The following is a 23,034-nucleotide window of genomic DNA, read 5'->3' as shown; positions in this document are numbered from 1 at the left end:
ATCTGGTTCATTTTTCCAAAACCAGAACCACAGACATTCTTTTTTGCCACCACGCATGACGGTCGCCATATTCCTCTGCATGCACGTCCACAGCCAGACCCTGCAGTATTTGAGAAGCGGCCATGACAGTAAATTCCCACCTTGTATCCGGCCTCTCACTCGGCATCCTGACGGGCTTTCTGACAACGCTCTATTGCATGCATATGCTTCTTGCGCCCCATATCGCAGCGAAACAGGAAAAAGGTCTTGAGGCGCGACAATATTTTTCTTACATGCCTGATGGCAGTCTCTATGAAATGACCCCCCTCAGCCGCCCCGTTATCAACGAAACCGCATTACTGGCGTGGATGACGGCAGCAATGGAAGAAACCATGAGTTTTACTGCTGAAGATTATCAACAAGAACTGCAACACAGCACACGATATTTCACCCGCGACGGGTGGGAGAGTGTTGCCAAGCTGTTACAAGAGATGGAATTACTCAAGCCTCTGGAACAAGGTACAGCATACACAATCGCGCACAGCACTACGCCAGTTATCATCGGGCAGAATATCATTGACGGTAGATTACACTGGGTTATTGAAACTGATCTTGAGATATTTTTTTATACAGAAAACAAACAGCGCATAAAATTGAAACACTTGCCGCTTCGTATAACGATAGAGCGATCTCCCGCCCTTGAAAACACCAATGGCATCGCTATGTCCCGCTGGGAAAACAGGGAAAGTATGAAGCAAAAATAAGGGCTATTATTTCCCGCATTTGCCGAAATTTTTGCATTGCGGACGGATGATGCGTCCGGTATTGCCGCCGGATTCCACAATCACGTTATGATCGGCATGATGAACCTCAATCACCGCACCGGCAGAGGCCGATTTGCGTGCGCTGCTGGTATTAAATCGCACGGTCTGGTCGCCTTGCGGGCTTTTATTGGCTTTTTCTAGCACGGCGGCGGCCAGCTTTTTGCCGAAATCCTTATCCTGTGCGATGGTGTCGATTTCATCCAGATGAATGATGATGGTTGCCTGATAACCCATATGCGTATTCCCTTATTTCAGAGTTTTTCAAAAAACGAGTTCAAAACTAACAAAATATTTACACTATGTCAATATTATATTATAAATATAAGCGGAGGAAAAACAGGCGCAAACGCCGCATTTTTCGCGTGATTTACGCCTTTCACCATGTTACGGTAATGCCCTATCGGTTTGCGCCGATCAAGCCAGTTTGAATTTAACGGAAATGAAGACAATGTCACAACAAGCGCAAGAAAAGAAAATGATCGTGATTACTCTGCCGGACGGCAAAAAGCTTGAATTCGACAAGCCCGTCACGGGGCTGGAAATCGCGGAATCAATCGGTGCCGGCCTTGCCAAGGCCGCGCTGGCTGTCATGCTTGACGGCCAGATGATTGACCTGTCCCGCGAGATTACCGCAGATGCCGCCATTGCCATTGTCACCCGCGACAGCGAAGAAGCGCTGGAGCTGATCCGTCACGACACCGCCCATATCATGGCCGAGGCCGTACAGGAACTGTTCCCCGGCACGCAGGTCACCATCGGCCCCTGTATCGAAAACGGGTTTTTCTATGATTTTGCCCGCGACGAGCCGTTTTCCTCGGAAGACCTTGCCGCAATTGAAAAGAAAATGCGCCAGATTATCGGGCGCAACGAACCCTTCATCCGCGAAGTCTGGGACCGCGACGAAGCGATCAAGCATTTCGAAGGCATCGGTGAAAAATACAAGGCCGAGATTATCCGCGATCTGCCGGGCGATGAGGATGTCAGCATTTACCGTCAGGGTAAATGGTATGATCTATGCCGCGGCCCGCATTTGCCATCAACCAAACATGTCGGACAGGCCTTCAAACTGATGTCGGTTGCCGGCGCCTATTGGCGCGGCGACAGCAATAATGCCATGCTGCAACGCATCTATGGCACCGCATGGCGCAATGAGAAAGAGCTGAAAGCCTATCTGACCATGCTGGAAGAGGCCGAAAAACGCGACCACCGCAAGCTGGGCCGTGAAATGGATCTGTTCCACTTGCAGGAAGAAGCGATGGGCAGCGTGTTCTGGCACCCGAAAGGCTATGCAATCTGGAAAGAGCTGGAAAAATATATCCGCGCCCGTCAGGACGAATTCGGCTATGACGAGGTCAAAACCCCGCAACTGCTGGACAGCAAGCTTTGGGAGCAATCCGGCCATTGGTCGAAATTCCGCGAAAACATGTTTGTCGTGCCCGATGTTGTCCCCAATACCGAGGAAGACGGCCCGATCTTTTCCGAAGAGCCGGAAAAATTCATGGCGCTGAAGCCGATGAACTGCCCCGCGCATATCCAGATTTTCAAACAGGGCATCAAATCCTATCGCGATCTGCCGATCCGTATGTCGGAATTCGGCTGCTGCCACCGGAACGAGGCACATGGCGCATTGCACGGCATTATGCGCGTGCGCCAGATGACGCAGGATGATGCGCATATTTTCTGCCGTGAAGATCAGATTACGGAGGAAAGCCGTAAATTCTGCGAGATGTTCTTTAAAACCTATAAGGATTTCGGCTTTGAAGAGATCAGCGTCAAAATTGCGACCCGTCCGGAAGTCCGCGCAGGCTCTGATGAAACATGGGACAAGGCGGAAGGCTATTTGAAGGCCGCTCTGGATGATCTGGGTATCGCCTATGAGATTGTCGAAGGCGAAGGTGCTTTCTATGGTCCGAAATATGAATTCCATCTGAAAGATGCGATCGGCCGCTCATGGCAATGCGGCACGATGCAGCTTGATTTCGTGATGCCCGAACGTCTGGATGCAAATTATATCGGTCAGGACGGCGAGAAACATCACCCCGTCATGATTCACCGCGCCGTTTTCGGAACCTTTGAAAGATTCCTCGGCCTGCTGATTGAAAGCTATGCAGGCAAGCTGCCGCAATGGCTTGCGCCCGTACAGGCGGTGATTACCACCATCACCAGTGAGGCCGATGACTATGCCAATGAGCTTTATGCCGCATTGAAAGCCGCAGGGCTGCGTGTCGAAATTGATCTGCGTAACGAGAAGATCAACCGCAAGATCCGCGAACACAGTCTGGCAAAAGTGCAACGCATTCTGGTTGTCGGCGCACGCGAGGCGGAGGAACGCAAAACCGCCATCCGCAGCCTTGGCGAGGAAAAGCAGCAAATTCTGTCCTTTGACGAAACGCTCGCGCTTCTGAAGGCGGAGGCCTTACCGCCCCTTGAAAAAAATGTATAACATAAGTATTCTTTGCAGCAAGTCTTCCCTGACGATTCGCGGCCAGCGCGGGCGTTCGGGCACGATTTGACGTTTTAACAATGAAGGAGATACCGTCATAGCATACCCAACGACGAATAAAGGACCGCAACAACAGAGCGGTCCGCGCGTAAATGAGCAAATCAGATCCGCCGAGGTCCGGCTGATTGACGCCGACGGCGAAATGGTCGGCGTTGTCACATTAGAGGACGCCCTTGGCAGAGCCGATGAAGCCGGATTGGACCTTCTGGAAGTGTCCCCGAATGCGGCACCGCCCGTCTGCAAATTGATCGACTACGGCAAATACCGCTATGAACAGCAGAAAAAGGCCAATATCGCCCGCAAGAAACAAAAAATCATTCAATTAAAAGAATTGAAGATGCGCCCGACGATCGAGGAACATGATTATCAGGTCAAGATGAAAGCTGCGCGCAAATTTCTGGAAGCCGGCGACAAAGTGAAATTCAGCATGCGCTTCCGCGGACGCGAGCTTGCGCATCAGGATGTCGGTATGGAAGTTTTCAACCGCATTAAGGATGAACTGGCCGAACTGGTCAAAATTGAAAGCCAGCCGCGCATGGAAGGCCGCCAGATGATTATGATTGTCGCGCCCGATACCGTTGCACCGGCTTAAAACACGCCGCAACATGCGAAGATTTAAAGAAGCCGCATTGCCCTTACAAGCTTTGCGGCTCTTTTTTTATTTTTGCTGCATATAATCAAGAAAGCCCTGCGGGTCTTGCAGTGACAGGATCATCTGATAACTGTCCCCTTCCGTCTTCTGAACGGGGATCAGCACATCGCTGCCTTCCGGCGCATCCCGCACCATAATGACAAAAGCCTTTTCATCATTTCTGAGCGTAAACCATCCCGCGGCAAAACCCGGAAAGCCTGTGCCGAAATCGCGCTTTACAGGCGCAAGCGCCGCATCTGTCTGCCAATCAATACGGCGAATAGCGCCCTGATCAATTTCACTCCAGCGCAGATCGGGCGCACCCGCCCCGGCCTGCACCCGCAGACTTTCGCCATAAGTCACCGTCACGGAGGCATGTTCCTGACTGTAGACAAAATGGCAACCCCAGAAGATAATCGCCACCGTCATCGCCGTAATACCCCAATACCAGCGCATTTTCCGCACTTTCGGGTGAAAGGCGCTGGCAATCATAACCGCCGCGCCGCCCATCATAATGATATAATACCATGCCGTGCCTTCCGGCACATGGGTCAGAAAACTCTCCATAAAATTTGATCCTTAGATGTTATTTGCGATGGCGTAGATAGTTACGCAAATGCCGCTGTTTGTCCAGAGAGGAAACGGCGTTTTCAGCCTGCTGCTGTTCCGGCGTTTTGTTTTCCGTCGGCCACAATACTTTGCCTTCGCGGCTTAACACCACGGTTTTGTCATCGACATCGTAATGCATACCCAGAATGCTAAAAACATGGGTGATTTTCTTTTTATCGTAGAATTCGAAAGTTTCCTGACGTTCCTGATCGGCGTAATCACCGTCAAAGCGGATATCGGTAATCGGCTTCAGCTCGCCCTCGTCATTGGAAAAGAAATATTTGGATTCCGACACCGTTGTGCCGTCATAGCCGCCGGCCGTCATGCGCAGTGTTGCCGAAACGACCTCTTCATCCTGCAGACAATAATCCTGCAGCATGCGTTTGATATCTTCTTCGCTGTCGGTCACAACCGTCGTCACCGGCTCCCGCACTGATTTGCGGTAACTGTTGCGGTTGAAAATCTGCATGATCATCGTATCGGCTGTTTGATCCATCGCGCGGCATCTTTCTGTATCTGACTATGATTGGTCATAAAACATACAGCAAGCCCCGCCATCTGTCAAGGGATCGCAGCAATCCACTGGGAAATCAAGGGATTACACAGTCGAAAATTTATTGGCGCGCGGGAAACCGTTCGGCGGCAAGCGTCCGGCCTGCGCACGTTTGCCCAGCCATGAGGTCAGGTTATTTTCCACACGCACGCCCGCGCCGGTCGTCCAGCTAAGGCCGTCTTCCAGTTTGAAGGTTTTCACATCCGACAAACCGCCGTCTTTGTAACGCTGCAAAATCACGCCCTTGCCGCGCGCCATTTCCGGCAGTTCCTCCAGCGGGAAAACCAGCAATTTGCGGTTCTGCCCGATAACGGCAACATGATCTGCGCCCTCTTCAATGGCGACGCAGATTTTGGCTTCGACATCGCCTTTCACATTCAAGACCTGCCGCCCGTTCCGCGTCTGTGCGACAACATCTTTTGCCGTCACAAAAAAGCCGCGCCCGTCATCGGAGGCAATCAGAAGTTTTCTATCCTCTTCCAGCTTCTCCAGCGACACGATATCGGCATCATTGGGCAGATCAATCATCAGCCGCACCGGCTCGCCAAAGCCGCGCCCGGCGGGAAGATCATTCGCCTGTATCGTATAAAAACGCCCATTAGTGGCAAATAACAGCAGCTTATCCGTCGTTTCGGCGTGGAAGACATAGCCTTCGCGGTCGCCGTCCTTATATTTCAGCTCCGCCGCTTTCGCCAGATCAATATGGCCTTTCATGGCACGGATCCAGCCCTTTTCCGAACAGACGACCGTGACGGGTTCTTTTTCGATCATCGCCTCGGTCGGCACTTCGATCAGCTGCGGCGCATCGGCAATGATGGTGCGGCGGCGGCCAAGTTCGGTTTCCGGCGAGAATGTCTCGCGGATACCGGCAATCTGCTTGCGGATGGCTGTCATCTGGCGGGCATGGCTGCCCATCAGCGTTGTTAGCTCTTCCTGTTCCAACAGCAGCGCGGCATGTTCTTCACGGATGACCATTTCCTCCAGCTTGCGCAGACTGCGCAGGCGCATATTCAAAATCGCATCGGCTTGATTTTCCGTCAGCTTGAAAGCCTTGATCAATTCCTGTTTCGGCTCGTCCTCCTCACGGATAATGCGGATCACCTCGTCCAGATTCAGATAGGCAACCAGATAGCCTTCCAGCACTTCCAGACGCTGCGCGATTTTCCCCAGACGGAACGCCGTCCGGCGCTGCAGCACATCCTGACGGTGATTGATAAAGGCCTGCAACACCTCGCGCAGATCCATGACCTGCGGCGTCAACCCGCCATCCAGCACATTCATATTCAGGGAAAAGCGGCTTTCCAGATCGCTGTAACGGTACAGCGATTCCATCAGTACCGCAGGGTCGACATTGCGGCTGCGCGGTACCAGCACGATACGGATATTTTCATCGGACTGGTCTTCAATATCTTCCAGCAGCGGCAGTTTCTTGGCATTAATCAGCTCGGCGATTTTTTCAATCAGCCGTGATTTCTGCACCTGATAAGGAATTTCCGTGACCACAATCTGGTACAGCCCCTGTTTCAGCTCCTCCACCGCCCATTTCGCGCGAATGCGGAAACTGCCGCGTCCGGTTTCATAGGATTCAATAATGCTGTCTTTATCTTCGACCAAAGTACCGCCGGTCGGGAAATCCGGCCCCTGCACAAATTCCAGCAGATCACGCACCGTCAAAGACGGCGTTTTGATCAAGGCCGTCAGCGCATCGCACAGCTCCGCCACATTATGCGGCGGGATGGAGGTCGCCATTCCCACGGCAATCCCGTTGGAGCCGTTGGCCAGAAGATTCGGGAAATTAGCCGGCAGCACAATCGGTTCCAGCGTTTCACCGTCATAGGTTTCGCGGAAATCAACGGCATCCTCCTCGATCCCGTCCAGCAGCAGCTGCGCCACCGCCGTCATACGCGATTCCGTGTACCGCATCGCCGCTGCGTTATCACCATCGATATTGCCGAAATTACCCTGCCCGTCCACCAGCGGATAGCGGACGGCAAAATCCTGCGCCAGACGCACCAGCGCATCATAAACGGACTGGTCGCCATGCGGGTGGAACTTACCAATGACGTCACCGACAACGCGGGCGCATTTTTTCGGACTGTTTTCAGGCCGCAGGCTCAGCTGCGACATCGCATACAGCAAACGCCGGTGCACAGGTTTCAACCCGTCACGCACATCGGGCAGCGACCGCGATACAATCGTCGATAGCGCATAGGACAAGTATTTCTCGCCAAGGATCTCGCCAAAGTCGCGGTCGATGATATCCAGAGCTGCGATTTCTTCACTCATTTTTTTATGATTCCGTCCATTGTTTCTTAATCAGGTTGTTGCATGATAGCAGGGCTTTCTTTATTTTTTAAGTGCTGAATGCTTTTGAGGGAAAAACAATGAACCGTTTTATCATTGCTCTGGTCATGACCGTACTTATCGCTGCCGGGGGCTATTATTTCATAAGTCAGAAAACCCCGCCTTCCGCGCCTGAGGACGGGCCGTCACCCGCCGCCTATCTTGATATGGCGGAAAACGCGCTGGCCACACAAGGCGCAATTCTGATTGCCCATGCCGATTTTGAAAAAGCCCGCGCCGCAGGACAGGGCTTTCTGGAGCAAATCGATTCGCTGTCTTTCCCGCAAGACATGATAAAAGAAAACCGCTTCCTCGCCGCCCTCAAGGAACAGGGCATTGATCTGAAAAAACAGGTTGATCAGGCCGTGGCGGGATTTCTTGTCACGGATAAAGGCAACCGTTACGCCCTGATGCTGCGCGGCAACTTCAACCCCGCCGCAGTCAAGACCGCCTTTGAACAGGCTTTTCTGATCGTCAATAACGGCGAAGAAGGCGGCGATGTCATCTTTATCTATAAAAACATGAAAACATGCGGATTAACGCCGCCGCTGCAAATGCATGTCACCAATAAACAAATTATTATCACCACGCCGGATATGATGCCGCAATTGATGACACGGCTGAAAAATGCGGTACCCGCGGAGATCGACCTCTCCGCATGGCGCAGTTTCCGCAAAACGCATTTCTTCAGCATCGGCTTTATGCGCCCGCGTGAAACCGTCAGCGTCATCCCCCATGATGCCTTGCGGGAGATTGTCAGGAGCAATCTTGACGCCACCGTCCAAACCGTCTTTGCCGGACTTGCGCCCGATCCGGCCGCGATCGGCACCACGGCGCTGTTTGAAACCGATATCCATGCGACAAGCGCCGAATGGGCCGCCAAAGCACTGGACCGCATCAATCTGGGGCGTGCGGCCTTCCGCACCATGATTGCCGGAAAGCTCCCGACAGCGGCAGAGATGGAAAAAAGTCTTCAAGCGACCCAGCAGGGAAATATTTTAAAACTTTCCGTCCCGCTGCATGCCGCCAAGATGGATGAAACCAAGGATGCCCTGCACGATGTCGGCAATGTCGTCCTGTCCAAAGGCGATGCCGTCAACACCGTGATCGACAAATTCCTGAAACAGCGTGAAGATACCGTTCCTGCGCGTGAATTGCCGCAATTCTCCGAAAACTACACACGCGATCAACTGCCCGCCTTCTCCCCCGGCAATGTCTTTATCAAAGCGGATGCCGCGGCGGGACCTTTCGGAATCGCCGTTGAAAAAGCGGCCTTGATCACGCAAAACGACAACACGCTGACAGAGCTGACCTTGAAGGTGCATAGCGAAGCCCTGCAGAACATTCCCGCCGACAATCTTAATATTGATGATGATGAAAGCGCCGTTGCCACGCTGCAGATCAGCGGCATTTACGACCCTACAGGGCAAAATCTGATGGCCAAGGAGGATTGCGGCGAAGAAAGAAACAACAAGGAAACGCCGCTGGCCGTACAAAGCCGTCTGGAGTTTGATAACGGCACAAGCGCCACCCGTCATTATCTTGAAGGGCGTAAAACGCTCCGGCTTATTCCCGGAGCGACCTTGCAGGATATTGCCAAAATCACCGGACGCGTCACGCTGCACCTGCCGCAAAACATCAAATCCGTCCGCTATGCGGTACCACTGGAACATCAGGAGGTCAAAACCGATGCGATGCGCCTTTATTTCCGCGAGAGCGATGAACACAGGCTGAAATATACGGTCGAAGGCCGGAAGAACCATATTCTTGCCGTTCACGCCCTGAATGCGCAGGGCTATGTGCTGCGCAACCGCAGCAGCCTTGTCAACAGCAGCGCCTTTAAAAACCAGCGCAATGTCAGCCGTGACATTCAAGGGCGTGTTGCCGGCGCCGAAATCATCTATACCGAAGACACGCAGCCGCAGGAATTCCCTTTCGAAATCAACGGCTTTTTTCATCATTTTGATGCCGATACGGGCGGCAGAAAAGCCATGCTGATGCAGCCGGAGAACCCTGTCGATTTTCCCAGATATGTGCAGCTTTATAATTTCGCCAATTTCTGCGGTAAAAAAACCAGAGCCATTCCCTTGCCGCCTTTGCAGCTTTGCCTCAAGAAATTGAAATACCGCGGCAAAAAACAGGGGATCGAAACGGAATTCTCGCTCGCCGCACCGGCCAGCGCCGCCTTAATGGGTAATCTGACCGGATTTGAATTCGTCATCGGCCGCTACAGAACCCCGCAGGGCAGCGTCGAATTGCTGGATCACCAGTTTCTGGCAACCGAACTGGCGCCATCGGGCAAAGGATTGCCGCCATATCTGACTGCGCCGTCCATCTCTTTTATGACCCCCGACCCCGCCGGAGAGCTGGAGCGCCAAAAAATCACGGGCATTATCGGCAAGCTGGTCGTGCATATGCCGCTGAAAATGAGCCGTGCCAGCGTCAGAGCCCTGAAACTGGGCGGACGTATGGAGGCCACGGATAAAAGCATCGCCGCCACCATTACCGAAATCAGGCAGGATCAAATCTCCTTCCTGATCGAAGGCGATACCTCGCGTCTGGTGCATCTGGTGCCCATCACCGCCGGTAAAAAGATCCTGCCGCTCAAAAATATTACCTACCGTTATGAAGACGGCAAAACCCGCGTCACGCTGGAACCTGTCGGCGGCATCCCCGAATATATGGAACTGATCTACGCCACCGAAAAACAAATGCTGCAATTCCCTTTTGATGTTCGTTTTTGAAACAACAGGGCGTATTTTTTATGCCGCAAAGACGCAAAGAACGCAAGCAATCAAATACTAGAAATACGATGCTTCATTCTATTCTCCATGATTGATTGAAAGCATTTTTTGCATTAGGTTAAGACCATAATTAACTATAAAAGGATTGGGTTATGACAGCTGCTATAAATGAAATTAGAGAATTCATTAAAAGCGAGGCTGAAAGATTCGGCGCAAAGGGCAATACAATACATAACAAACCTTTTATAGAAAGAAACAATACCAGCTTAGACGCCTTACAAGATAATGGAGCCTTTTTTGGTCTAATCTCTCCTGATGAAGAAGTCTCTGGTCCTTATCATGATCTCTCATTAGTAGTTTTTCCAGCAAAAGATCAGAAAGCTTGGTCAATTGCCCTGGGAGTAGGGTCTCAGGGATTTAAGAACGACTATGAGTTAGCAGCCTATCCGGGTGTCCGAAGACTATTTTCTAAACTTGTCAACAAAGATGGTTTCTGCAAGAGCGACTTCACAGATATAGAGACAAGCCTTCCTAAAGATATTACCAACCATGAAAAGCTTCAGCACATAACAAATACGATTAAAAAATATACGAAACTCAAACTAGTCTGCCAAATCCTAACCAACCCCACATCCACAGAAGATAAAAAAACTATTTCCGCTTTTGTGGCCGCGTACGCAAAACTCAGAAGCTGGCCTTCAAACAACGCCCAGCGAAAAGCTATATCAGAAGCCCTGCTACCTTTCATGCAAGAAGCAGATACAGACGATCAGGCGCAAGTGCAAAGCTTGCTCCTTGAAAGAAAATATCTTGTTTTACAAGGACCTCCGGGGACTGGAAAAACACGCCTTGCAAAGGTTATCACCGAAAACCTGCAAGCCAAATCTTTCTTTACCCAATTTCATGCAGAGACAACTTATTCGGATTTTATTTTTGGCATCCGTCCCGACACCCAAAAAGACAGTCTCATTTATTCAGGACAAGAAGGGCCCCTTGTCGAGGCCATCAAATATGCAAAAATTCATGACGATGAGAAGGTAATACTGATAATCGATGAAATCAATCGCGCCAACCTTGCCAATGTGCTGGGCCCCTGTTTCTATCTTTTTGAGCACAAACAAGACATGGCGAACGTCGAGATAGAAATTGCCCCGAGCTTAAAAATATCAGAACTTCCTAAGAACCTTCATGTTATTGCCACAATGAACACAGCAGATAGAAGCCTTGCGGTTGTTGATTTTGCTCTGCGCCGTCGTTTTTCTTGGTATTCCTTAAAACCACAAATTATTCAGGGTCCGAATTTCTTCCTGGATGATTTTAACAAAATACAAGAAATATTTGACTGGCACGCAAGCTCTGCTGAGCTCTCTTTACAGCCAGGCCAAGGCTACTTTATCGCCACGTCACAAGAAGAAATGACAAATCGTATCCGTTACGAAATATTCCCTCTTATTCGGGAATATCTGCAAGAGGGATTACTCAGATGCGCAACAGAAGAGTTTAATGATTACTTTACTAAAAGAATTGGGCTGTCTTTGAGCGAATGAGTAGCATCCAAAACATATTTTTTGAAGTACCCTGCTTAACAGAGAGGTCCACTCTCATAAGTGGACTTTCTATTCAAAAGAAATGGTTTAATAGCGCAGATAAAAGAATCATTGCTCAATATTTACAAAAGTTTATTAGCTATAATTCTGAGCTTTTTACTTTTTTAGGCGTGACCCCTTTTATTGTTGGCGCCGATCAAAATACGTCGATCGGTTTTCGAACCTCTAACTTTGTTGGAACAATCCCACTACGTGCAGCTGATACTGGCAAACAAATTGGTGACTTTATTGTCGTCCCAAGGTATGCGACAAAATACCGTTACGAAGACTATATTCGCATCCTGGATCTACTTGACGAGGAAATTGCATGCGAACAAAAATTAGATAGCCTTCCGCTTGTCTCTGGACGGCACTTTAGACCACCTCTTTACCTAGAGGCCGTGAAATTTATTAAACTCCTTGAGAAAGTTGGCCGTAGCAGGTGGCACAAATTTGATCATATTGAGAAAAACTTGCACGAACCGAATGGACGGATAAATTGGAATAAATATATAACTCACGAATATAAAGTTGAAATGAGACAGATTTTTCCGGTCTCCAAGAATACTCTTAGTGAAAATCATACCGAATATCGACAAATGAGGTATGTATTTGATATTTGCCGCTTAGAACTGCTCTCATCACGCACACCACCAAAACTCAAAGCTCAGCTTCGACAAACTATTCAATTTTTAGATGATAAGATGGCTCAATTCAGCCCTCTAGAAGTCGATACATTGAGCGAAAGATTCGTCGACCCTCCCCTCATCAAGCAACTTAAAACTCAAGCTAATAATGTATTGCGACATAATTTAGTAGACAGTGTAGCTTGGCGTGTTGATTTTTCCGAAGTGTTTGAACGCTATGTACAGTATATCTTTAAAAGAATTGCGAAAGAACAAGGAGCGCGACTCTTCAAGAACACTAAAATGAAGGGGCACTCATCATATCCAAACTCTTGGGAGTTGAAACATTTAGAACCAGACGCCATCCTCCAAAAGGAAGACACTTCTGTATTCATCGACGCGAAATATAAGGCGCATCTTTATAATCGATATTCAATAAGTGATGCATTAAAGGAGGAACACCGGCATGACCTTCATCAAATTATGGCCTACATGTCTTTCAGCAATGGGCATGAAAAACAGGGGATTTTGTGCTACCCCGCAAATGAAGTAAGTATTAAGCAACTCAAATACAGAAACCCCATCAATGATTGTGAGAATAACGTCAAGCTCGTTGGAATTCCATTAAATGTAGATTCATATCCATATATTAGCAAAGCTCTTTTGCAGGACATAGCGTAATAAATAGCCGTTTAAGACCGCAATGAGATCAGAATAAACCGCAACCCCTACGCCGCCTCTTCCGGCTTTGGCGCGACGGCATTGGCGAAGCGCAGGCGCGGTTCGGGCAGGTCGCGATGTGTTGCGGCAAAGACGCGGTGGCGCAGGAAATGACCTGTCAGGCTTAAACCGTCACAAATATCCTCCTCCGTCCAATCACTGCCGCCGCAGAGGAACTGCGGCAAGGGCAGCAGTTTATCCTTATATACCGCAGCCGCGGCCGCTGTTGCCGCCCGTCCCGTTCTGGGGCTGACATAGGCCAGATTACCCTCCTCCCCCGTCAGGGCGCAGCAGCTGAGATCAAGCCCGAAACCGAGTGCGCGCAGCAGCCCCGTTTCCCAGTAAATATAGGCGGGCAGAAATACATCCTCCTCCGCCAGCAATGTTTCCAGGAAGGCATCCATCCCCGCCGTGACGGCAGGGCAGGCTTCACGCTCCGGCAATGATTGGTCAGCCACCGCACAGGCCGCCTGCAAAGCCAGCAATTTCCGGCGGTTGTCAAAAATCAGACTCGGCCATGCGCGTTCCAGCTCCAGCTTATATTGCCCCAGCCCGTCGGAAACCCGCGCCTGCCAATCCGCCGTGACCATATTGCCGATTTGCAGCGTACCCCGCTGTTTTGATCCCTGCCCGCCATGCACATATCCGGCCCAGCGCCCGTGATTTTCCGTCAACAGCGTGACAATGGCGGCATTTTCCCCATGGGGACGCACCGAAACGACAACACCGCGATCTTCCCATTGCTCCATCGTGAAAACAGGCTTTCTAATAACTCATAAAACGGATCATTTCATCTTCATAAGCCGCCAGCCAGAACAGAATTGCCGCCGAGAAAACCAGCGACAAGGTGACAAGGCTCAGCAAAATCTGCAAAGGCAGCGCCAGAAAAAACACCTGAATCTGCGGCATCAACCGCCCCAGCAGACCGAAACCGACATATACCAGCAAACCGACAACGATAAAGGGCGCCGACATGCGCACACCTGTATTAAAGGCGGTATTGACGCTGCGCGCAATCACATCCGCCATTGAGGCCGTTTCCAGAAAGCCTTCCTTGACCGGAAACATCGCATAGCTTTCAAAAATGCCCATCAGCAGAAAGTGGTGCATATTCGTGACCAGCAGCAGCACAACGCCCATCATCGAAAACAGCGCACCGACGATTGAGCCCTGCCCGCTGGAAATCGCATTAAACACCAGCGCATTGGCAAAACCCGATTGCAGCGAGATCATCATCCCGACAGTATCCAGCGCCGAGATCAGCACCCGCATCACCGTGCCGATAAACAGCCCGACAACAATCTCCGCCGCGACCAGCACAAAAAACGGCAGCAGCCCGGCGGGCGGCGGCGGCAGATAGGCCGATAAAACGGGGGTCATAACAAAGGCGACGGCCAGCGTAAATAACAGCCGGACATTCGTCGGCACAAAACTGTCACCGATACCCGGCATAATCATAATGGCTGCGCCGATGCGGCAAAAGATCAGCAGAAAGGTGAACAGGCTCTGCGTAACGAAAATATCAAGCTGCATCACATCATCCCATAGAGATGATCTTATCCGCGATCATCTCCATAAAGGCCTGCAGCGCCGCCGCCATTGCCGGAAAAAACAGAAAGATGGAAATAAAAATTGCCAGCATTTTCGGCACGAAGGATAAGGTCATTTCCTGAATTTGCGTCAGCGCCTGAACCAGCGCGATAATGACACCCACGGTCAGACCGATCAGCATGATCGGTGCGGACAATTTGATCATCAGCCAAATCGCCTCCCGCATGAAATCAATGATTTCGGCCTGCTCCATTTTCTTCGCCTGTCGTTTTCTTTGCTATTGTCACCACTATAGAAAATAATTCGCGCCGCGACCACAAAAAAAGATTGCTTTTTCAGCGCCGCATCATATACTTCTGACGGTTTTCAAAATGTACAATTGCTAGGCATCATTTGCGACATCGCAAAATTTGTGACATTGCAAACATATGGAAGCCTTTGATGTAATTTGCTTATAACCCTCTAGGAGAAGACTATGAACAAAACACCTCTTTTTGCACTGGCTGCTTTTGCCGTTGCCGGACTTCTGTTCGTTTACAGCAATCAAGGCACGCAAGTCGAAACCGATATCGATCTGACCAATGTTGTTGAAACCACGGCTGATATGGGCACAACAGCCCTGACGGTTGGCGAAGACATCCTGCTGGAAGACATCGCCCCCGCCGCCGGTGACGAAGAAGGTATCGCCGCTGATGAAGACATGGGCGAAGAAGAAGCCATGCCTGAAGAAGACATGGATATGGATACAGACGCCGATGCGGAAGATGATGCCGAAGGCGACATGACCGAAGGTGATGAAGGCAGCGATGCCGAAGACATGCCGATGGAAGACGAGGAAGGCGAAAGCGTCCACTAATCTCCGTTTGCAAGAAGGTCTAACTTAACCTTTATTTAAAAGACGAACAGTAGTATAAAACTATTGTTCGTCTTTTTCTTTAATAACACGAAGCTTTTGATTCGAAGGAGAAATATAATGAAGCAGATATTCTGGAAGACCCCGGCCTTTTTGGGAGCAGCACTCCTGATCGCCGCGCTGTCTGTCTTTATTGTTTTTTCCGCATCCAAACCTTCTGTTGCGGAAGACACGGCTGCGGAAGCACCTGCCGCAGCGGCAGCAGTTGCTAAAGAACCTGCCGCGGCCGAAGCCGCGGAGAATGAAGAAGCACCGCTGGTTGACATGATTGCCGCCACCACCGAACGCTCGCTGGGCGACCCCAACGCGCCGGTGACGATTATTGAATACGCCTCCATGACCTGTCAGCATTGCTCCAATTTTCACAAAAATACATTCAATCAGGTCAAAAAAACCTATATCGATACCGGAAAAGTTTACTGGATTTTCCGCGAATTCCCGCTTGACCGTCTGGCGCTTCGTGCCAGTCAGGCCGCGCGCTGCGTAACGCCCAGCATGTATTTCAATTTTGTCGAGGTTTTGTTCACCAGTCAGGACCGCTGGACACGCGATGATGATCCGATGATGGCGCTGGCCAAAACCGCGCGTCTCGCCGGCCTTAGTCAGGACGCTTTTGATGCCTGCATCGACAACCGCGACCTTGAAGCCCATATTCTGCAAAACATGCATACGGGGCAGACGCAGTGGAAAGTCAAATCAACGCCGACCTTTGTCTTCAATTACGGTGCGGAAAGCCTGAGCGGTGCGCAAAGTTTTGAAGCCATGCAAAAAGTCATTGACGAACTTTTGCGATAAAAGCTTGCAAAAAGCTGCGGCCGCGCACATAATATGACACTATCAGATACAAAGAGGGGGTGCTTTGCCGCTTTCCTTGCAGAGTCATCGCGCTGACAGTTCGCGTGCTTTTCGGGAAAGAATGTGACTTGTGTTTTACACAAGGGCGCATAGACGCGAACCGTACGCAAAAGAGAACGGACAGCGCATAAGGCATCGCGCCTCGACGAGACAACGAGGAAGTACGAATGGTCGAATTTTCCAAGCTGCGGCTGCATGGTTTTAAATCCTTTGTCGATCCCACGATTATGGAGATCGGCGCAGGCATGACCGGCATCGTCGGCCCCAATGGCTGCGGGAAATCCAACCTTGTCGAAGCTCTGCGCTGGGTGATGGGCGAAAGCTCTGCCAAACGCATGCGCGGGAAAGGCATGGAAGATGTCATCTTCAACGGCACGGGCAAGCGCCCGGCCCGCAACACCGCCGAAGTGTCCCTGTGGCTGAAGAATGACAAACGCAAAGCCCCCGCCGAATTCAACGGCGAAGACGAAATTGAAATCATCCGCAAAATCGAACGTGATTCCGGCTCGGCCTTCCGCGTCAACGGCAAAAGCGCCCGTGCGCGTGATGTACAACTGTTGTTTGCCGATATTTCCATCGGCGCAAACTCCCCTGCCCTTGTCAGTCAGGGGCGTGTTGCCGATCTGATCAGCGCCAAACCGACCCAGCGCCGCCTTGTTCTGGAAGAGGCCGCCGGTATTTCCGGTCTGCATGTCCGCCGCCATGAAGCCGAACTGAAACTGCGCGCCGCAGAAAACAATCTGACCCGTGTCGAAGATGTTCTCGGCACAATGGACAGCCAGATGCAGGGCTTGAAAAAGCAGGCGCGTCAGGCATCACGCTACCGTAACCTCAGCGGCCATATCGAAAAAGCCGAAGCGCTACTGCTGTATCTGCAATGGCAAAAAGCCGACACTGCCGTCACCCGCGCCGAGGAAGCCTTTAATCTGGCGGAATCCGCCGTGCGCGAACATACGCTGGCGGTAACAAGACTGACCACCGAACATACCGAAAAAAGCACGGTTCTGCCCGCCCTGCGCAAAGACGAAGCCGAATCCGCCGCCGCTTTGCAGCATCTGAAGCTCTCGCACGGCATGCTGGAAAAAGAAGCCCAGCAACTGCACGACACTTTGACGCAAAATGCGGCCACGCTGGCACAGATCGAATCCGATATCACCCATGAAGGCGAAAGCCATCATGAAACCGAAACCCGTATCCGCGAAATCTCTGCCGAAATCGAAAAACTGAAGTCGCAGGACGGCGGCGAAAGCGGCGAAGAACTGGCACAGAATCTTACCCTGATTCAGCAATTGCAGGACAGCGTCACGGTTCTTGAAAAAGAACAGGAAGACCTCTCCGCCCTGCTGGCGGAAAGCGCTGCAGAAAAAATGCGCCGCACGCAAGAAGTGGAAAACTACCGGGGCCGCAAACAGCGCCTGTCGGACAAGCTGGAAACCCTCAAAACCGAAAAAGCTGCGCTGGAAGAAAATCTTCCTGTTGATAACAGCGAAGATATCGCCGCAAAAGGTGAAGAAAAAGAACAACAAATCAATGAAATACAGTCCGGTATTGAACAGCTGGATAAAAAACGCGTTGCGCTGGACGATGTTGTCGAAGCTGCTTTGGGGGATGTCTCCGAAGCGCAAAAACAATATACCCGTCTGAATACCGAAATCGACACGCTGGAAAATGTGTTGCAGCAGCATGATGTCGCGGAAGATGCCGATCCGGTCCTTAGCAAAATTGATGTTGATACCGGCTTTGAAAAAGCGCTGGCTGTCGCACTGGGCGGTGACGCCGATGCGCCGGAAAACGGCGGCGCACCCGTCTATTGGACATCGCTGCCGCAATATAAGGATATTGCACCGCTGCCCAAAGGAGTTAAACCGCTTTCCGCCGTTGTCCGCGCACCGAAAACACTGGCGCGCCGTCTGGCCTTTATCGGCGTTGTTGACAGCGATGCCGAAGCCGCAAATATCATCGCCGATCTGTTGCCGGGGCAGTGCCTCGTCAGCCGCGAAGGCGGTGCATGGCGCTGGGACGGACTTGTCATTACCAAGGAAGCGCCGAATGCCGCCGCCATGCGGCTTGAACAGAAAAACCGCCTGTCCGAATGCCGCGCCACACTAGAGGCCAGCACCGCACAGCTGGAAAAAGCGGAAACCAGCCTGAAACAGGCGCGCGAAAAACGTGAGGAACTGGCAGAAGAACTGGCACAGCAACGCCACCTGTTGCGCGAAGCCGAACAGGAACTGCACAATCTGCGCCGCGAACATACGGCCGAGGTCAACCGCAATGCGGAAACGCGCTCGCGCCTGCAATCCATGCAGCAGAATATTCTGGAGACCGAGGAAGAATACGCCGCGGTCACAGAGACACTGGCACAGGCTGAAAAGCAGCAGCAGGATATGAAAGATGACGGTAAGGCCGAAGAACGCCTGCTGCATCTGAAAGGCCAGCTGACGCAAAAACGTCAGGATCTGGCGGAACGGCAATCCGTTTATGACCGTCTGCTGGGCGCCGCCGAAAGCCGTACCCAGCGCCTTGCCGCGATGGAAAGCGATCTGTCAGGCTGGCAGAAACGCCGGGAACGTATGGCGGAACGCCGCGAAGATCTTGAAAAACGGAAAGAACAGGCGCTGGCACAAAAGCAGGAGCTGGCCTCCCGCCCCGACACGATGAAAGATGATCTGCAAAAACTGCTAACGCAGATTGCCGAAGCGGAAACGCGCCGCAACAAAGCCGCCGATCTGCTCGCAGAGGCCGAAACCGCCACACAGGATTTGCAGCGCCGCTTGAAAGAGGCTGAAAACGCACAGGCCGATGCCCGTGAAAACCGTGCCCATGCCACCGCCGCCGTGAAAACGGCCCAGCATACGCGCGACAGTATTGACGCGCAAATTGAGGAAAAATTCTCTTGTACAGTCAACGGGCTGCCGGAAAAAGCTGAAATTAAAATTGAAGATGAAAACACCGGTAACCTGCCCGATGTCGATACCGTTCATGCCAAGCTGGAACGCCTGCTGCGCGAACGCGAAAATATGGGGCCCGTCAATCTGCGCGCCGAAATGGAATCGGAAGAACTGGCGCAGCAGATGGAAACCATGACCCGTGAAAAAGACGATCTGATCGCCGCCATCACACGTCTGCGCCAAGGCATCAGTAAACTGAACCGTGAGGCGCGGACGCGCCTGCTGGAAGCTTTTGAAGTCGTCAACGAACATTTCTCCGACCTGTTTACGCGCCTGTTCGGCGGCGGTACGGCGCATCTGGAAATGACCGATGCCGAAGACCCGTTGGAAGCCGGTGTTGAAATCTTTGCACAACCGCCGGGCAAAAAGATGCAGGTCTTGTCGCTCTTCTCGGGCGGTGAGCAGACTTTGACCTCAATCGCGCTGATTTTCGCGATGTTCCTGACCAACCCCGCACCGATCTGCGTCCTTGACGAGATTGACGCGCCGCTGGATGACAGCAATGTCGACCGCGTCTGCACGCTGCTGGATGAAATTTCCGCCGCAACAGGCACGCGCTTTGTCGTTATCACCCACCACCGCATGACAATGGCGCGGATGCACCGTCTTTACGGCGTCACGATGAGCGAACAGGGCGTGTCCCAGCTTGTCTCCGTCGATCTGCAGCAACCCAGCCTGCTGGACAGCCTTGCCGCCTAAACCTTTCCTACGGACATTAAAAAATGGCTACCGCAAAAAAATCTCCCCTCGGACGCAGCAGAGTTTACAATCTTGTGCTGGTCATTACCGCCTTATCCTTTATTTTCTGGGGATGCGTCATCGTTTTGTTCCCCTTTATCCCCGCATTGCTCTGGGGTGTCATCCTGTGTCTGACAACATGGCCCGCCTATGAATGGCTGCGTGAAAAACTGAATAACCGCCCGACGCTGTCCGCATCATTAATGACAAGCCTGCTGGCCTTGTGCTTTATCGCGCCGGTGCTGTTTTTAATCAACAGCCTTGCCGACCATTTCGCCGGCGCCAAAGGGCTGGTGATCAAAGTCATTGAAAAAAGCGCGGGTGACCCGCCTGCATGGGTTGCAGATCTGCCCGGTGTCGGCACGCATCTTGCCGGTATGTGGACAGAGCATCTCGGCAGTCAGGATGCGCTTATCCGCGCCATCCAGAAATATGCGGAACCCGTTTCCAACACATTGCTGGGCGCGGGTGCCAATGTCGGACGCGGCGCTTTTGACCTGCTGATCGGTATTCTGATTGCTTATTTCTTTTTCCGCCACGGCGAAGCTGTTGCAACACAGCTGCGCACATTGCTTGACCGTTTTATCGGTGAACGCGCCCAGCGCCTGCTGGATGTCTGCAAAAACACCATGATCGGCGTGGTTTACGGGATGCTTGGCACGGCTTTTGTGCAAGGCACACTGGTCGGTATCGGTTTTGTTATCGCCGGCATTCCCGGCGCCGCCTTCTGGGGCATGCTGGCCTTTTTCGCGTCTTTCCTGCCGATGGGCCCCGCCATTATCTGGCTTCCCGCCGCCATCTGGTTATTTGTTGAAAGCCAGCTTGGCATGGGAATCTTTTTGATTATCTGGGGCGTCATGGTCGGCTCGATCGACAATATCGTCCGCCCTTATTTCATCGGCTTCGGCATTGCCCTGCCTTTCCTGCTGGTGCTGCTGGGGGTTTTCGGCGGCATTGCGGCCTTCGGCTTTATCGGCATGTTTATCGGTCCGACGCTTTTGGCCATCGCCTATTCCCTGATTTCGGAATGGAGCAGCAGCGACACGCCCATCATCAGCGCTGCCGCAAAAACCGCGCCATCAAAGAAAAGCACTGCAAAGAAAAAAGCCTCCACAAAAAAGACAGGGGCAAAAAAGAAAACCGTTAAGAAGAAAACGGCCAAAGCCTAAAGCGGCTCTTTCACACTCCGCTCCCGCGGGAAGTCCAGCGAGACGCAGGTGCCTTCGCCTTCTTTCGACACCAAATGCAGATGCCCGCCATGCAGCTCGACCATTGTTTTGGCCAGCGGCAGACCCAGCCCCGTTCCCTGTCCTTTGGAATGCAGCGGATCATGCGCCTGTCCGAACGGTTCCAAAACAGCTTGAATTTTATTGGCGGGAATGCCGCAACCCTCATCCTCCACCGACAGCCGCATATAACCTTCCGGCGACATAAAGGCGCGTGCGCGCACATGTTTGCCCTTGGGGGTGAATTTGATGGCATTGGAGACAAGATTGATCAGGATCTGGCGCAAAAGCCGCTGATCTGCACGGATCGGCGGTACATCATCCGCGATATCGAAGCTCAACAATACGCCGGTATCAGCCGCACGTTCATTCATAATAATGGCAACGGACTGGAAGACATCACCGATATTGACCTCGCGTTCGATCAGCTCCACCTTACCCGATTCAATTTTCGCCATATCCAGAACATCATTGATAATATCCAGCAAATGCCGCGCACTGAAATGGATATCGCCCATATATTCGGTATATTTGTCGTTATTAATCGCGCCGAAGGTTTCATTCATAATCAGTTCGGAAAAACCGATAATCGCGTTCAGCGGCGTGCGCAGCTCGTGACTCATATTGGCCAGAAAGGCCGATTTGGCACGGTTGGCAATATCAGCCTGATCCTTGGCCTGTTGCAGATTACGGATCATATTCTTGCGCTCGGTAATATCGCGGATGGTGGAGACCATGTAACGCCGCTTCTGGCTCAGCTCAATCAAAACGGTGGAGAGCAGAATATCGGCCAGACGCCCGTCCTTGCGGATCAGCTCGATCTCCCGTGATCCGCTGCGCCCTTTCTGGATAAAAGCCGCATGCAGCTTCCGCGACAGCGGCCTATCCTCCGGCGGTACCAGAATGGTGAAGTCCTTACCAAGCAAATCATCCCGTTCCCAGCCGAATTCATCAATAAAGGCATCATTAACGCGGACGATCTGCCCCTCCTCATCCGTCACGACAATACCGAGACCGCTGGCATCAAACAGCGAGGTCAGCAACAAAATGGCATCATCCCGCTCCTGCTCCAGCTGGGTCTGGTCGCCGGCATCAGGGCGCGCGACAATATTGATATAACGCATTTCCCCTTCGCCGTGCAAAATCGGGCTCAGCAAAAAGGATTGTACGCGCAGCCCGCCCGGGAAATGCGGCAGGGCATTGATGACAACAGGTTTTTTTGTACGAATACAGGTACGGCAGGACTGTTCCAAATGTTCCGCCATTTCCCCGGGGAACAGCTCGGCAAAGTTTTTGCCGACCATTTCTTCCACCGGTCTGCCGAAATACTCCGCCGCCATCGGATTTGCATCGGCAAATACGAGCTGATTGTCATCCTTCAGTTCGACCAGCACACGTGCCAGCGGCGACTGATGAAAGACGTCTTCGTAACGGATTTCCTTATGCGGCATGAACTCCACCGGCTACAGCTTTGAAACATCGTTGTTTTCAGGAATGTTGATACAGTCCCGTTTCACCAAGCATAGGGCAAATACGTTAAGAACAGATTACTATCCTGTTTTTCCGCGGCTTGTGGATAATTTTTTCTTTCCTTTTACGGACGATTTCTATAGCATAATTCCACGAAATAACATAATATAGTACGAATATTACATATTGCACATATTGCACAATATGACATT

18 protein-coding genes are annotated in these 23,034 nt (G+C 51.7%); 10 read left to right on the top strand and 8 right to left on the bottom strand.

All coding sequences use genetic code 11. The annotated features are described in order from the left end of the window. Positions 1–122: 122 nt before the first annotated feature. Positions 123–743, top strand: a complete 621-nt coding sequence (locus tag HND56_05040) for a DotI/IcmL/TraM family protein (GenBank protein QKK05090.1) — start codon at positions 123–125, stop codon at positions 741–743. A gap of 6 nt (positions 744–749) precedes the next feature. Here HND56_05040 and HND56_05035 read toward each other — a convergent pair whose 3' ends face one another. Beyond that, positions 750–1,037, bottom strand: a complete 288-nt coding sequence (locus tag HND56_05035) for a hypothetical protein (GenBank protein ID QKK05089.1) — start codon at positions 1,035–1,037, stop codon at positions 750–752. A 241-nt stretch (positions 1,038–1,278) separates the two neighbouring features. Here HND56_05035 and thrS point away from each other — a divergent pair, with 241 nt between their 5' ends. Together thrS and HND56_05025 are read left to right on the top strand one after the other, a co-directional pair. Further along, the gene (thrS, locus tag HND56_05030; GenBank protein ID QKK06562.1) at positions 1,279–3,246 is read left to right on the top strand and encodes a threonine--tRNA ligase; all 1,968 of its coding nucleotides are present in this window, start codon (positions 1,279–1,281) and stop codon (positions 3,244–3,246) included. Positions 3,247–3,343: 97 nt separating this feature from the next. Beyond that, complete coding sequence (locus HND56_05025; protein ID QKK06561.1) at positions 3,344–3,898, top strand: translation initiation factor IF-3; 555 nt, start codon at positions 3,344–3,346, stop codon at positions 3,896–3,898. A 66-nt stretch (positions 3,899–3,964) separates the two neighbouring features. Here the strand turns inward: HND56_05025 and HND56_05020 are convergent, their stop codons facing one another. From HND56_05020 to parC, 3 genes are all read right to left on the bottom strand, one after another. Beyond that, entirely contained in the window at positions 3,965–4,504 is a 540-nt protein-coding gene (locus tag HND56_05020; GenBank protein ID QKK05088.1) for a hypothetical protein, read from the bottom strand. A gap of 19 nt (positions 4,505–4,523) precedes the next feature. Then, the gene (locus HND56_05015; GenBank protein QKK05087.1) at positions 4,524–5,042 is read right to left on the bottom strand and encodes a hypothetical protein; all 519 of its coding nucleotides are present in this window, start codon (positions 5,040–5,042) and stop codon (positions 4,524–4,526) included. A gap of 102 nt (positions 5,043–5,144) precedes the next feature. Beyond that, a complete protein-coding gene (gene parC, locus HND56_05010) occupies positions 5,145–7,358 on the bottom strand; it encodes a DNA topoisomerase IV subunit A (protein QKK06560.1) in 2,214 nt (737 codons plus the stop codon). A gap of 125 nt (positions 7,359–7,483) precedes the next feature. Here parC and HND56_05005 point away from each other — a divergent pair, with 125 nt between their 5' ends. The 3 genes from HND56_05005 to HND56_04995 all read left to right on the top strand — a co-directional run bounded on the left by HND56_05005 (position 7,484) and on the right by HND56_04995 (position 13,079). Beyond that, a complete protein-coding gene (locus tag HND56_05005; GenBank protein QKK05086.1) occupies positions 7,484–10,186 on the top strand; it encodes a hypothetical protein in 2,703 nt (900 codons plus the stop codon). Between the two features lie 152 nt (positions 10,187–10,338). Then, a complete protein-coding gene (locus tag HND56_05000) occupies positions 10,339–11,733 on the top strand; it encodes an AAA domain-containing protein (GenBank protein QKK05085.1) in 1,395 nt (464 codons plus the stop codon). Next, positions 11,730–13,079, top strand: coding sequence for a hypothetical protein (locus HND56_04995; protein ID QKK05084.1), 1,350 nt, complete (start codon positions 11,730–11,732; stop codon positions 13,077–13,079). The genes HND56_05000 and HND56_04995 overlap by 4 nt, the downstream gene beginning before the upstream one ends. A 47-nt stretch (positions 13,080–13,126) precedes the next feature. Here HND56_04995 and recO read toward each other — a convergent pair whose 3' ends face one another. The 3 genes from recO to fliQ are packed head-to-tail and all read right to left on the bottom strand — an operon-like array spanning position 13,127 to position 14,922. Then, complete coding sequence (recO, locus tag HND56_04990) at positions 13,127–13,867, bottom strand: DNA repair protein RecO (protein QKK05083.1); 741 nt, start codon at positions 13,865–13,867, stop codon at positions 13,127–13,129. Positions 13,868–13,883: 16 nt separating this feature from the next. Continuing rightward, complete coding sequence (fliR, locus tag HND56_04985; protein QKK05082.1) at positions 13,884–14,651, bottom strand: flagellar biosynthetic protein FliR; 768 nt, start codon at positions 14,649–14,651, stop codon at positions 13,884–13,886. A gap of 4 nt (positions 14,652–14,655) precedes the next feature. Further along, a complete protein-coding gene (fliQ, locus tag HND56_04980; GenBank protein ID QKK05081.1) occupies positions 14,656–14,922 on the bottom strand; it encodes a flagellar biosynthesis protein FliQ in 267 nt (88 codons plus the stop codon). A 222-nt stretch (positions 14,923–15,144) separates the two neighbouring features. Here fliQ and HND56_04975 point away from each other — a divergent pair, with 222 nt between their 5' ends. From HND56_04975 to HND56_04960, 4 genes are all read left to right on the top strand, one after another. Continuing rightward, entirely contained in the window at positions 15,145–15,525 is a 381-nt protein-coding gene (locus HND56_04975; protein ID QKK05080.1) for a hypothetical protein, read from the top strand. Positions 15,526–15,846: 321 nt separating this feature from the next. Then, positions 15,847–16,377 carry a DsbA family protein gene (locus tag HND56_04970; GenBank protein QKK06559.1) on the top strand — a complete coding sequence of 177 codons (531 nt, stop codon included), beginning with the start codon at positions 15,847–15,849 and terminating at the stop codon, positions 16,375–16,377. 227 nt (positions 16,378–16,604) lie between these two features. Then, positions 16,605–20,087, top strand: a complete 3,483-nt coding sequence (gene smc, locus HND56_04965; GenBank protein ID QKK05079.1) for a chromosome segregation protein SMC — start codon at positions 16,605–16,607, stop codon at positions 20,085–20,087. 23 nt (positions 20,088–20,110) lie between these two features. Continuing rightward, a complete protein-coding gene (locus HND56_04960; protein QKK05078.1) occupies positions 20,111–21,295 on the top strand; it encodes an AI-2E family transporter in 1,185 nt (394 codons plus the stop codon). Here the strand turns inward: HND56_04960 and HND56_04955 are convergent. Further along, on the bottom strand, positions 21,292–22,803 hold the full coding sequence (locus HND56_04955) for a PAS domain S-box protein (protein QKK05077.1): 1,512 nt from the start codon (positions 22,801–22,803) through the stop codon (positions 21,292–21,294). The two genes, HND56_04960 and HND56_04955, sit on opposite strands and share 4 nt — an antisense overlap. Positions 22,804–23,034 lie beyond the last annotated feature (231 nt).

This window comes from Pseudomonadota bacterium, from assembly GCA_013285465.1.
Classification (GTDB): Bacteria; Pseudomonadota; Alphaproteobacteria; order Micavibrionales; family CSBR16-224; genus CSBR16-224.
The sequence above is the reverse complement of the archived record's forward strand: the minus strand, read 5'-3'. Positions and strand labels throughout refer to the sequence as shown.

Coding starts and splice junctions, on each gene's coding strand:
- HND56_05040 (QKK05090.1), top strand. CDS start 123: ATGACAGTAAATTCCCACCTTGTATCCGGCCTCTCACTCGGCATCCTG.
- HND56_05035 (QKK05089.1), bottom strand. CDS start 1,037: ATGGGTTATCAGGCAACCATCATCATTCATCTGGATGAAATCGACACC.
- thrS (QKK06562.1), top strand. CDS start 1,279: ATGATCGTGATTACTCTGCCGGACGGCAAAAAGCTTGAATTCGACAAG.
- HND56_05020 (QKK05088.1), bottom strand. CDS start 4,504: ATGGAGAGTTTTCTGACCCATGTGCCGGAAGGCACGGCATGGTATTAT.
- HND56_05015 (QKK05087.1), bottom strand. CDS start 5,042: ATGGATCAAACAGCCGATACGATGATCATGCAGATTTTCAACCGCAAC.
- HND56_05005 (QKK05086.1), top strand. CDS start 7,484: ATGAACCGTTTTATCATTGCTCTGGTCATGACCGTACTTATCGCTGCC.
- HND56_05000 (QKK05085.1), top strand. CDS start 10,339: ATGACAGCTGCTATAAATGAAATTAGAGAATTCATTAAAAGCGAGGCT.
- HND56_04995 (QKK05084.1), top strand. CDS start 11,730: ATGAGTAGCATCCAAAACATATTTTTTGAAGTACCCTGCTTAACAGAG.
- recO (QKK05083.1), bottom strand. CDS start 13,867: ATGGAGCAATGGGAAGATCGCGGTGTTGTCGTTTCGGTGCGTCCCCAT.
- fliR (QKK05082.1), bottom strand. CDS start 14,651: ATGCAGCTTGATATTTTCGTTACGCAGAGCCTGTTCACCTTTCTGCTG.
- fliQ (QKK05081.1), bottom strand. CDS start 14,922: ATGGAGCAGGCCGAAATCATTGATTTCATGCGGGAGGCGATTTGGCTG.
- HND56_04975 (QKK05080.1), top strand. CDS start 15,145: ATGAACAAAACACCTCTTTTTGCACTGGCTGCTTTTGCCGTTGCCGGA.
- HND56_04970 (QKK06559.1), top strand. CDS start 15,847: ATGATTGCCGCCACCACCGAACGCTCGCTGGGCGACCCCAACGCGCCG.
- smc (QKK05079.1), top strand. CDS start 16,605: ATGGTCGAATTTTCCAAGCTGCGGCTGCATGGTTTTAAATCCTTTGTC.
- HND56_04960 (QKK05078.1), top strand. CDS start 20,111: ATGGCTACCGCAAAAAAATCTCCCCTCGGACGCAGCAGAGTTTACAAT.
- HND56_04955 (QKK05077.1), bottom strand. CDS start 22,803: ATGCCGCATAAGGAAATCCGTTACGAAGACGTCTTTCATCAGTCGCCG.